This window comes from Streptomyces sp. NPDC050636 (assembly GCF_040654775.1).
GTDB lineage: Bacteria > Actinomycetota > Actinomycetes > Streptomycetales > Streptomycetaceae > Streptomyces.
The window spans coordinates 1-10,556 of the sequence record NZ_JBFAIP010000152.1; the positions used below are offsets into that span (position 1 = coordinate 1).

At 67.9% G+C, this 10,556-nt stretch carries 12 protein-coding genes; 4 read left to right on the forward strand and 8 right to left on the reverse strand.

Annotated features, from left to right (window positions below; translation table 11 throughout):
- The first annotated feature begins 260 nt into the window (after positions 1-260).
- Entirely contained in the window at positions 261-668 is a 408-nt protein-coding gene (locus AB0I10_RS38610; protein ID WP_363157422.1) for a nuclear transport factor 2 family protein, read from the forward strand.
- Between the two features lie 95 nt (positions 669-763).
- Here AB0I10_RS38610 and AB0I10_RS38615 read toward each other — a convergent pair whose 3' ends face one another.
- The 5 genes from AB0I10_RS38615 to AB0I10_RS38635 form a co-directional block, all read right to left on the reverse strand.
- Positions 764-910 (reverse strand): hypothetical protein, encoded by a 147-nt coding sequence (locus AB0I10_RS38615; RefSeq protein WP_363157423.1) that lies wholly within the window; start codon positions 908-910, stop codon positions 764-766.
- Positions 911-1,292: 382 nt separating this feature from the next.
- Positions 1,293-2,045, reverse strand: a complete 753-nt coding sequence (locus AB0I10_RS38620) for a hypothetical protein (protein ID WP_363157424.1) — start codon at positions 2,043-2,045, stop codon at positions 1,293-1,295.
- Positions 2,046-2,434: 389 nt separating this feature from the next.
- Entirely contained in the window at positions 2,435-2,932 is a 498-nt protein-coding gene (locus tag AB0I10_RS38625) for an HAD-IA family hydrolase (protein WP_363157433.1), read from the reverse strand.
- Between the two features lie 76 nt (positions 2,933-3,008).
- Positions 3,009-3,545: a hypothetical protein gene (locus tag AB0I10_RS38630; protein ID WP_363157425.1), complete on the reverse strand. Its 537-nt coding sequence runs from the start codon at positions 3,543-3,545 to the stop codon at positions 3,009-3,011.
- A gap of 377 nt (positions 3,546-3,922) precedes the next feature.
- A complete protein-coding gene (locus AB0I10_RS38635) occupies positions 3,923-4,384 on the reverse strand; it encodes a hypothetical protein (protein WP_363157426.1) in 462 nt (153 codons plus the stop codon).
- A gap of 523 nt (positions 4,385-4,907) precedes the next feature.
- On the opposite strand from AB0I10_RS38635, the gene AB0I10_RS38640 reads away from it, so the two are divergent.
- A complete protein-coding gene (locus tag AB0I10_RS38640) occupies positions 4,908-5,153 on the forward strand; it encodes a hypothetical protein (RefSeq protein ID WP_363157427.1) in 246 nt (81 codons plus the stop codon).
- A 65-nt stretch (positions 5,154-5,218) separates the two neighbouring features.
- Here the strand turns inward: AB0I10_RS38640 and AB0I10_RS38645 are convergent, their stop codons facing one another.
- Positions 5,219-5,710, reverse strand: a complete 492-nt coding sequence (locus AB0I10_RS38645; RefSeq protein WP_363157428.1) for a MaoC family dehydratase — start codon at positions 5,708-5,710, stop codon at positions 5,219-5,221.
- A gap of 458 nt (positions 5,711-6,168) precedes the next feature.
- Between AB0I10_RS38645 and AB0I10_RS38650 the strand changes: the two genes are divergently transcribed.
- Complete coding sequence (locus AB0I10_RS38650) at positions 6,169-6,762, forward strand: ATP-binding cassette domain-containing protein (RefSeq protein ID WP_363157429.1); 594 nt, start codon at positions 6,169-6,171, stop codon at positions 6,760-6,762.
- A gap of 171 nt (positions 6,763-6,933) precedes the next feature.
- Here the strand turns inward: AB0I10_RS38650 and AB0I10_RS38655 are convergent, their stop codons facing one another.
- Positions 6,934-7,932 (reverse strand): hypothetical protein, encoded by a 999-nt coding sequence (locus AB0I10_RS38655; RefSeq protein ID WP_363157430.1) that lies wholly within the window; start codon positions 7,930-7,932, stop codon positions 6,934-6,936.
- Complete coding sequence (locus tag AB0I10_RS38660) at positions 7,929-9,287, reverse strand: MFS transporter (protein ID WP_363157431.1); 1,359 nt, start codon at positions 9,285-9,287, stop codon at positions 7,929-7,931. The genes AB0I10_RS38655 and AB0I10_RS38660 overlap by 4 nt, the downstream gene beginning before the upstream one ends.
- Before the next feature lie 341 nt (positions 9,288-9,628).
- Between AB0I10_RS38660 and AB0I10_RS38665 the strand changes: the two genes are divergently transcribed.
- Positions 9,629-10,447: a metallophosphoesterase gene (locus AB0I10_RS38665; protein WP_363157432.1), complete on the forward strand. Its 819-nt coding sequence runs from the start codon at positions 9,629-9,631 to the stop codon at positions 10,445-10,447.
- The last annotated feature ends 109 nt before the right edge of the window (positions 10,448-10,556 follow it).

Genomic DNA, 10,556 nt, shown 5'->3' on the forward strand with positions numbered 1-10,556 from the left:
TCGGCAACGGCGGTAACACCGCCTCCAGCCGGGCCCATTGTTCGTCCGTCAGGTCTCCACGAGCCATCCCGAAATCGTTCCACAGTCACGACCAACATCTCAAACACGCCCTAGTTGGCCAGGCTGAGCATCACCCGCGGCGACTGGAGGTCAGCTGATCCGGCGGAACGTGATCGTTCCCGGAAACCGCCTTCCCGGAAGCGTCACTGTGATGATGTGGCCTTCTGAGCCCGACTGAGTCCGAGTCCAAGGAGGCCGCCTTGTCCCGAACGCCGCAGGAGATCTTCGAGAGTTACGTCTACGCCGGAACCATGAGCCGGAATGCCGATGCCCTTGCTGAGAACTTCACCGCGGACGGTGTCCTCGAGGCGCCGCTCATGCCTGCCGGCGCCGCCTTCCCCAGGAGGTTGGTGGGTCGCGAGGAGATTCGTAGGGTGATGGCGGCGTACTACGAGCAACAGGTGAAGGGCGACCGCTCGCCGAACCTTGAGAAGTCCGGATACGTGCTGCACACCACCTCCGATCCCGACGTGTTCATCGCCGAGATCGACCCGGTCTTCGACGGGGACGGAGACGAAGTGGCTGTCTCGCTGGTACAGATTTTTCGCATCCGCGACGGGAAGATCGCTCGACTGCGTGACTACTTCGCGCCCGAGCTGATGAGCTGAGGACGTCCGCCCAGATCCCGCCCCAGGCATGCGCTGACCTTTCGTCCGCTCCTTGGTCCGGGTCGATCTGCCAGGCCGGTCAAATTAGCCGGATGTTAGATACCGCAGCCCACTTCGGTCAGCATGAGCGTGCCCCGGGTCAGTTCATCGGTCTGTGCGCCGATCCGGCCAGGCAGGGGTTCGGTGAGGGGAACGGAGCGGCGAGCCGACCCGGCACGGCCCTCTTCCCACTCGTCGTCCACGGCCTATTCCTCGCCGGCCACCGGTCGGGGGGCAACGGCATCAACCCGTGGCCGGGACCGGCGGGGAGCCGTTGCCCACCTCCGCAACGAAGAGCCGGTACTGCACCGGCAGATCAACACCGTGGGTTTCCTCGAACGCCCTGGTCGCTGTACCTGGTGGAAGAGCGTGGTGGTGAAGGCCAGCGGAGCCGGACGCGACTGTGGCTGAACCCGGTTGAGAGAGGTCGCGACGCTGACGTCATGGGTATGGCGTGGTCACGCTCTTCGGTAAGAGGAGCGCATCCTCGCCCTGACCGCCACGATGTGGCACAACGGCCTCACCATACAACCGGTCCTGCGCTCACTGACTGCCCACGGCCACTGATCTGTTGGAATCGGTCATCTAGGAGCACCAGAAGAGGAAGCAGGACTGCGGCTGTGTGGGGCGTGGTGTGGGCCTCGGGTTCGACCCCGCGTTCGTGGGTGACGGCGTTGGCTGGGGCGGCTCCTTGGTAATGGGCCGGGTGGCGACGGGCGGCGCCGTGGTCGCTGATACGGGAACCGCCGAGTGGGACACGGCGGCGTCCGATGCCGATGCGGACGGCTTCGCGGCATGCGACGGACGAGCCGATCTTCCCGCGGTCTCGCCTGGTGAGGGCTGCGCGGTGGCGGACGCGTCGACGGGAGTGGCCGACGCCTGTGACTCCGTGTCCCTGCTGTGCGTCGGCCCGGTGGGCATCAGTTCCCCCGACAGACCTGTCGCGACGACGCCGACCAGTACGACCCCACCCGCGACGCCGAGGGCCAGCCTGGTCTTCCCGCCCTTGCGGCGTCGCGCACGGCGCGGGCCCTTGCCGCGGCGGCGGGTGGCCGCCGTCCGGCGGGAGGCGTACCCGTCGTCACCCTCACCGGGACCCGCACCCGCACCCGCAGTCGTAGCCGTAGCCGCAGCGGCGTCAAAGCCGGTGGCTACGCCGGGGTCGAGGTCTCGATCGGCCGGGCCGGGGCCGGGCTCGCCACCCTGTTCGGGAAGCGGACCTGCCTCGTAGGACTCCACGGGCTCATAGCCCTGCGTCTGCTCGTACGCGTGCGGAGTCTCAAAGCCCCCGTCGTACCCGTGCGTTCCCGTGTGCTCGTAGACCGGCGGCTCGGGCATCGGCGGGACGTGGCTCTGGTAGAGAGGGTGCGGCCGTGGTGGAGGGCACCCAGTGGGCGCACCACCGTGGGCGCCGGCACACGCCGGACACGCCTCCGCTCCGCCGAGATAGCTCCCGCAGCCAACGCAGTAGTCCATGCGGTTGTCCGTTTCCTTCGGTTCGCCGCGCCGCCCCGTAGATGGTGGCCCACCCTACTGACGCAGCGGTGTCCGGCCCACCCTGCCCCCGCGCCAGGCCCGAGGTATGCCGATGCGCCCCTGGTGTGGCACTACGCCCTGCCGACCCCCGTCTTGCCCGGTTGGTGGTCAGCTGGCCCGCTCCCCCATGAGTGCCCGTCGCCGTCCCACGCGTGAAACTGGCGGTCCCAGGCCACCCCGTCGAGGAGCGCTCATGTCAACGGCTCCCCGAGCAGCCTGGGCAGTTGGCTCATGTCGCCGAAGACCGGCGTCCGCGGGCCCATCAGCTGGTCCTCCCGTGTCGGACTGCCGCAGTAGCCGAAGGCCCGCATGCCAGCCGCCCGCGTCGCCGCCACGCCGTACGGGCTGACCTCCACCACCGCGCATCGCTCTGGTGCGACGCCCATCGTCGCCGCCGCGTGCAGGAACAGGTCCGGTGCCGGCTTGCCGCGCGCAACGTCGCGGGCGCTGAATACCCGGCCCTCGAAACGTTCCACCAGGCCCACCGGCATGAGGCTGCGGCGGATCGTGGCGTGGCTTCCGTTTGAGGCCAGACAGAAGGGCACGTCCAGCGTGTCAAGGGCGTCCGTGAGGCCCTGGACCACCGCCAGCCCCACGTCCAGCGCCCGGTCGTACAGCGGCTGGTACTCCTTGTGCCAGCCAGGCTCCAGCGGCCGCCCCAGCCGCTCCTCGGTGCGAGGCGGACAAATGCTGCCGCGGGTCGGCCGCTAGATGAAAGTGGCAGAGCCGGAATGGAAGCTCCTCCGCCTAGCAGCACTGCACGGCTTAATTCCCGCAGTACGGTGTCGGGCAGAAGGATCCCAGGACGACCTCCTGCCTTTCCCGCTGCCGTAGCCTTTCCTCGGCCGGATCGGCTACCACGACCGCGTATCGCACACCGTCGACGCCGATGAAGACACGGTCAAGGACGCGACGCGAGCCGTATTCCTCGCTGTTATAGGTGTACTCAAGCTCCGCGGCGGCGTCATCACCGGAACCGAGCTGCTCCAGCCGGATTCGCTCGTACCCAGGGTTCTTCATGACGGATTTCTCCGTTTCGTTCAAGGAGTCGTAGGGCGTCCCTCGTGGGTCGGCGACGGTGAAGATCTGGATGAGGCTGTTGCCTCCGGGAGACCCGGGAGACCGGTAGAAAACCCCGCTGCTCCCCTCGGTGCGCCTCCAGCCCTCCGGTATGTCCAGGGTGAAGCCCGCCGGGTCGTCGACCCTCCGATAACCGTCTGGCGTATCCGTGCCGGTAGGGTTTGTAGGGGCGACCGTGCTGGATGGAGGACGGTTCGTCGGCGAGCTGTACGGCAGCGTCACAACAGAGGCTATCGCTGCCGCTCCGAGAAGCGCGCACAGGGCGAAGGCCGAGGCAAGTGCGCGGGTGGTGGTGCTCCGAGGGCGCCGTGCAGCGTCAGGGCTCGGGGCGAGTGGCGTGGGACGCGTACCCACCGGCGTCAACTCGGTGTCCCGCGGGTGCGACTCCGTGGACCTGCGCGAGCCAGCCACGAGCGCATCACTTCGACTGTCCGATTGTGCGTTCCGCACCGTGACGGGGAGCGGGATATCCAGGAGTGATGCGACGTAGCGTCGCCACAACGGATGGGTGCTTGTGTCGGCCCTCTCTTCCGTTGACCAGTGATCGACGAGGTCCGATGCCAGAAGCGAATTCCGATACCGCCGGAGAAGGGAGGCTTTCATCCGCTGCTCTCCCCCCACTGCCCGGCCGTGCTCCCCGAACCGAGAGCTGCCTCGGGCGATGTTGCCGGTTCGCCGCCGGTCGTACGCCCACGTGATCGCCGCTCTCCGGCCGGCTCGCTCGACGAGGAGCCTTCCACAGCGCCCCTGACGCTCTTCGCAGCGCCGAGCTGCCTGAGTAACGCCGGAGCGGAAGCGCCCACTGCGACCGCCGCGTACACGCCGGTGATCTGAGAGTGGAACAGCCATCCGGCGCCCGCGCCGAGGAGAAGCCGGGTCACTGCGGCCAGAAGATCCGAGGGCAGGTCGATATAGCGCCGCAGCGGGGGCAAGCGTCCCTTCCCTTTGGCAAGTACGCGATGTCGCATGGCCTGCCAGGTGGAGATCCGTCCGTAGAAGACAACTGCTTCCACGATGGCGCCTCCCATGGCCCCGTAGGCGACGGCTGTCGGCCAGTCCAATGCCGCTCCTTCTGGTGAACGGGTCCCGCGCTGAGTTGAACCAGGTTCCCAGAAGGGCGAGTTGTCCGACAGGGCGCGCGCTCGCCGCGCGACCCGGTGGCTGCGTCCCCCGGCCGGTCAGGGTGTCAGCTAGGACTTGTCCGGGCGATCACATGCGTAGCCAGCTGGTGAGGGCTGCTGCTGTCGCGGTGCCAAGGTAGACGTAGCCGCGTTTGCCGTAGCGAGTTGCCACAGCCTGGAGTGCTTCAGCCCGTTGGGTGTGGGTGTCACAAGGGTTTGATGTGATATTTGAGTAGGCCTCACTTGTCCTCAGTGGCAAGGTGGTTGTATTTGTGAGTGGGCTGGGTGGGATATGTGATTACGGGGCGCCTGGCGGAGCGCTGGACCTTCACTCGCGTACGCCCACCGACGCGGCACTCATTCGTTGGCTTGTGACAACGAGTGAACCCGACCGTGACTGCCCGAGATGCAACGCAGGGGCTGTCAGCGTGCCGCGGACGAGGGGCGCGCATACCTTCGCATCATGGACTTCAACATCACCGCGGAGGAGCAAGCACTCGTCTTCCACGTGGCCGCCCTCCTTCAGACCGGCCACTCCCCCACGGATGACGACCTGGCGGACGAGCTGGGCGACGAGGTCCGACCTCTCCTCCAGTCCCTCCTTGGTAAGGGCTGGCTCGTCATCGAGAAGGAGCGGGAGCTGACCTTGTCGACCATCGCGCGGCATGCAGTGTCCAGCCGCAGGGACGTCGAAGGTCCGTATCGCTAGCACGTGTCTGGCGGCGCGGCTCCGTCGCCGCACACGGGCCGGCAAGGGGTCCCTCTGACCGGCGGTCAGACCGCGCGCCGCTTGGGGACGACGAGTTCGCGGCGCAGCGTCATCACCAGGGTGCCGTGCTGGTTGCGGCCACGGGTCTCCAGGGCCACCTGGCCTCGGCCCTCGCGTTCGGGGATGTCGGTGGTCGTCAGCACCTCGCTCTCCGCGTAGAGCGTGTCGCCGTGGAAGACCGGCTGGTGGTGCTCGACCTTCTCTACGCCGCAGTGGGTGATGGCGCGCCCGGCCACATCCGACTCGGAAAGCCCCAGCAGCAGGGAGAAGACGTAACTGCCGATCACCAGCGGCTGCTGATGGCGGGTGGCGGTCCGCGCGTGGTGCGCGTCGATGTGCAGCGGATGGCGCACCATGGTGAGCAGGGAGAACAGGTGGTGGTCGTACTCCGTGACGGTCTTGCCTGGCCAGTGCCGGTAGACCTCTCCGACCTCGAATTCCTCGAAGTACCTACCGAATCCCATCGCGCGCTGATGGATCTTGGGTCTCCGGGCCACGCTGCCCTCCTGTCTCAGATGCCTCGCACACAGGGTAGGGACAGGTGCGGAAGTAACGACCCACCTGCCTGCGTAATGCATGCAGTGGCTCCCCTCGACCCCGGCATGAGAGGAAAGCCGACCGGCGCTCATGTTTCGACGCTCCGGTACGACATTGCACCCGTCCGGGTGACCGTACGGCAGGCATCCCACGCCCGGCCCGATATCGGTCAACACACCGTGACCAAGACGACTGCTCGCGCCCTCGCCGGCGCATCCCTCGCCGTGCTGTCCTTCATTTCAGCCGCGCCCGCCCACTCCGACACCATCAGGCTCCACGACGGCATCGAAGCTCGCCGCCGACCCGGATGTGTGTCGTTTCACGGGCCGCTCGCTCTCCAGGGGAAAGCTCGCCAGCGAGTACGGTGTGGCCGGTGTGCCAATCCCTGGCATTGCGTAGGCGTGAAAGGGGTGTCCGCATGGGCCGGACGCCTACCGTGTGGCCTACAGGGAAAAGCACGCTTCTCTTGGTAATCCTCGGTCTTGTCAGACCTGATGCAGGATCAGTCATGGTTGCTGGAGGCGATGTCGTCGCTTTACGCGGTCGGCGCCTGGCAGAGCACCACAGAAAGCACATGGGGATGGTCTTCCAGTTCGGGGAATTGCTTCCCGAGCTCTATCTGGTGGAGAACGTGGCGTTGGCCGCCCTGCTGGACGGTGTGGACCGCGACCGCGCCTATGACGACAGCCGGAAACTCCTGGACGAACTCGGTGTGCCGGTCACCGACACCGCGACCAGTGAGCTGTCAGGCGGTGAGCGCGCGCCTAAGAGTCTCCGGCTACCAGACCTTCGGCGAACCCCCGCAGCTGTCCTGGGCGCCGGTGCCATCGGCACCTTCGTTCACGTCGTCCTGGTCCAGCCCGTCACCGGAGGAGAAAGCGGAGCAACCCTGTCATGGAACCTCATCACGGCCGTCCTGACCGCAACGGTCCTCCTCGCCGCAGCCGGAACAGCCGCGGACGGATCCACAGCCGCACGACGTGCACTGACGTGGCGGCCTCGCGCCGACTGACCACAAGAACAGCTGATCCCCAGCGCATCGCACGGCATGCCCGGGAGCCAAGGCCGTAAGCGCGGGGCCAAGCCGGCGGTCTGAAGGCCGCTTGCGCGTACCGCGGTTACCGAACCGAGTGATCAGGTTCGAGGCACCATTCGACTGCGGACGTTGAAGATCAAGCCAGGGTCAGCCCAGTGCGGCCGGGGACTCGGAGTCGGGTACGAGCAGGCGAGGTGTGCCTGACCCGTCAGCCGGCACAGACCAGACGTCAGGGTCGCCGCTGCTGTCTCGCATCGTGTAGGCGAGTGTGGTGTCGTCGAGCCAGGCTGCCTGGTCGTCGATGCTGCGGGTCTCGGCCAGCGGCGTCACCCGCATCGAGGTCAGTTCGAGCACGGACAGTCGCCAGCCGCGGGTGGGGTCGGCGCCGATGGCCTGCTTGAACGCGATGCGGGTGCCGTCCCGTGACAGCGACGGGCACTCCACGTTCTCCTTGAGTGTGCGGACGGTTCTGGCGGCGAAGTCGCCCCGGACGAGGTAGCGGCGGCCGGCCGTGGACATGGTCGCGTAGAACCGGTTGTCGTCGGCGGTGAAGGTGACACCCCAGAAGTTGATGTCGGCGGCCTGATACGGGTGGCCGTCTTTGGTCACTGCGAACTTCTCCAACGTGCCGACGAGCGCGCCCGTGCGGGTGTCGAGGATGCCGGTACGGGTGGAGAAACCGCTGCTGGTGTAGGAGTCGCCGCCGACGAAGGTGGTCCATGCCACCATGCGGCCGCTGGCCGAGACCCGGGCTCGGTTGGGCAGACCCGGGACCGGGATCGCCCGCTTCTCGTGGAGGTCCCGATCGAGGACGACGACATGGTAGGACCACGGGGAGTCGGGGCGTACGCAGACGCCGGTGCCTGCCGCCGCATAGACGCGGACACACTCCCGCTTGGCGACCGTCCGCGGGCCTCTTGGGTCACGCCGGGAGACGGTGGCGAGATGGCGGTTGCTGACCACCAGCAGGCGCGGGCCGGAAGCGATTGTTGCGCGGTCCCCGGTAGTGGTGACCGGATCAGTGGTGTCGGCGGCGGTGGTGGTCCGGTCGGCGGCCAGCCGGATGTAGCCGATGGCGACGACGGCGAGCACGGCAGTGGCGGCCACGAGGATGGTGATCCGGGTCCGCTGGGGCAGGGCGCTCAACTGGATACCTCCTGGGTGACGGCAGTGGGTCGGCGAGCAAACAGCACCGCGGTGGCGGTGATCGCCACCACGACGCCTGCGGCAGCCACCCGGCTGGCGGTGACCGGACCCCACGCCTGCCAGGCCAGCCCGAACAGGACCGAGGAAACGAGGTAGGCCAGAGCCTGGCCGGTCTGGACGACGGCGATGCCGGTGGTGCGCAGCCGCTCGGGCAGCAGCGGGCCTGCCAGCGCCATCAGCACGCCGTCCGTGGCGGCATAGAAAACGCCGTAGAGGCCGAGTGTGAGGACGATAAGCGGCCACCCGCCCAGTGGCCCGAACAGCAACAGGTAGACGGCGACCAGAGAGGTGTAGCCACCCAGCATCACCGGCAGCCTGCCGACCCGGTCGGCCAGGGCGCCGACCGGAGCGGCGAGCAGCAGGTAGCCGAGGTTGGTGCCGACCGCGAGCAGCGGGAACCAGCCCGCGCTCAGCTCTTCGCGTCGCTGCAGGAGCAGGTACACGAAGCCGTCGCCGACCGTGGCCAGCCCGAGCAGACAGGCGGCGAGGACGAGGCGACGGACCGGCGCGGCCCGCAGCAGCGATACGGCGTCGCGCGGTGAGACGGTCCCGGCAGCGGGTCGCATGTCGCGCCGGTCGCGGACGAACAACACGAGCAACACGACACCGAGGACGGCAATGCAGAAGCTGGTGACGAAGACCGCGTCGAAGGACTGGCCGGCGGCGGCGAGTACCGCCAACGCCACCAACGGGCCGAGGAAGGCGCCGAAGCTGTCCATCGCCCGGTGGACGCCGAAGGCCCGGCCAAGGGCGTCCGGTGGCGTTGACAGCGTGATCAGCGCGTCGCGAGGTGCTGTGCGCAAGCCCTTTCCGGTCCGATCGACCGCGATGACCAGCCCGACCGCGCCGACCGACCGGCCTGCCGCGAGCAAACCCAGCTTGGCGACGGCCGAGAGCGCGTAACCGATGCCTGCCACAGCCTTGCGGCTGCGCGTCCGGTCGGCGACGTAACCGCCGACGATTCGCAGCAGCGCCGTGGCGCCGGTATAGATCCCGTCGACCACTCCGTAGGCCGCCGGGCTCAGTTGGAGGCCGAGTACCAGGTAGAGGGGAAGGACCGCGGTGACCATCTCCGCGGAGATGTCGGTGACCAGGCTGACCGCGCCGAGCGCGAAGACGTTGGTGCTGATCGCGGGAAGTCGGCGGCTGCCGGACCCGCCTGTGCCAATGGCTCTCTTGGACCAGCCGATTGTCGACAGGTACACCCCGTTGCACACCTCCTGCGGCTTGCGCTGGGCGAGCGGGTGGGGGGCCGCCGCTGCGACGACGGACGCCCACGGAGCGTTCGTCCGCAACGGCACTCGATCGCGATGACGATGACGATGACCAATCGTCGGGTCCCGGCAACGCGCGAACCAGGCACGGTAGTCGGCGGGCAGACATGCAGTCGATGAACAGCCGGTGGCCTACTCACGGGTCGTCAGAACACGTGAGCGGGCGCAAAGAAACCTCACTCACAGCACGCACAACGTTCATCCAATCGCGTGGTGATGGCTCCGGTGCGTCCCTAGGTTCCTCCTCGCCCTCCACACCCCTCCCTCACTTCAGAAGGGATCACCTGATGGGCAACCGCCGCTTCCGCAGACCAGCGATGGTAGGAGGAGCAGTCGCACTGGCGACCGCCGCCATCGCAGCCATGCTCACGACCGCTCCCGCAGCAACCGCAGCGGTCGACCCGGTACTCGTCGGCGCGGGCGACATCGCCAACTCCGGCTCGGGCGACACCAAGACCGCCAATCTGCTCGACGGCATCTCCGGCACGGTGTTCACCGCCGGCGACAACGCCTACCCGGACGGCACTGCGTCGAACTTCACCACCTACTACGAGCCGACATGGGGGCGCCACAAGGCCCGCACCCGCCCCTCGCCCGGCAACCACGACTACCACACGTCGGGAGCCACGGGGTACTACAACTACTTCGGCGCCAACGCCGGCCCGTCCGGCCGGGGCTACTACTCCTACGACCTCGGCACCTGGCACGTGGTCTCGCTGAACTCCGAGGTCAGCATGTCCGTCGGCTCGGCGCAGGAGCAGTGGTTGCGTTCTGACCTGGCGGCCAGCACCAAGCCGTGCACCATCGCCTACTGGCACAAGCCGCGGTTCACCTCGGGCGCCAACCACTCACCCAACACCTCGACCGGGCCGCTCGTCCAGGCGCTCTACGACAACAACGCCGAGGTGATCGCCACCGGCCACAACCACCAGTACGAGCGGTTCGCCCCCATGAACCCGAGCGGTCAGCTCGACACCACCCGCGGCATCCGGCACTTCGTCGCCGGCATGGGCGGTGCCAGCCACTACAGCTTCGGCACCATCCAGGCCAACAGCGAAGCCCGCAACAGCGACACCTACGGCGTGCTCAAGTTCACCCTGCACGCCAACAGCTATGACTGGCAGTTTGTGCCCGAGACGGGCAAGACCTACAGCGACAGCGGCACCACCAACTGCCACTGAGTGATCGCACCTCGCACCACGCGGGGGGGGGCCGGGGGGTGGGCGCGGCCCGCCCCCCCCCCCAGCGATAAACACGCCGGGGGTGGGGGGGGGCCCCCGGGGCCCCCCC

Coding starts and splice junctions, on each gene's coding strand:
- AB0I10_RS38640 (WP_363157427.1), top strand. CDS start 4,908: ATGGACTTCAACATCACCGCGGAGGAGCAAGCACTCGTCTTCCACGTG.
- AB0I10_RS38650 (WP_363157429.1), top strand. CDS start 6,169: ATGGGCCGGACGCCTACCGTGTGGCCTACAGGGAAAAGCACGCTTCTC.
- AB0I10_RS38620 (WP_363157424.1), bottom strand. CDS start 2,045: ATGCCCGAGCCGCCGGTCTACGAGCACACGGGAACGCACGGGTACGAC.
- AB0I10_RS38665 (WP_363157432.1), top strand. CDS start 9,629: ATGCTCACGACCGCTCCCGCAGCAACCGCAGCGGTCGACCCGGTACTC.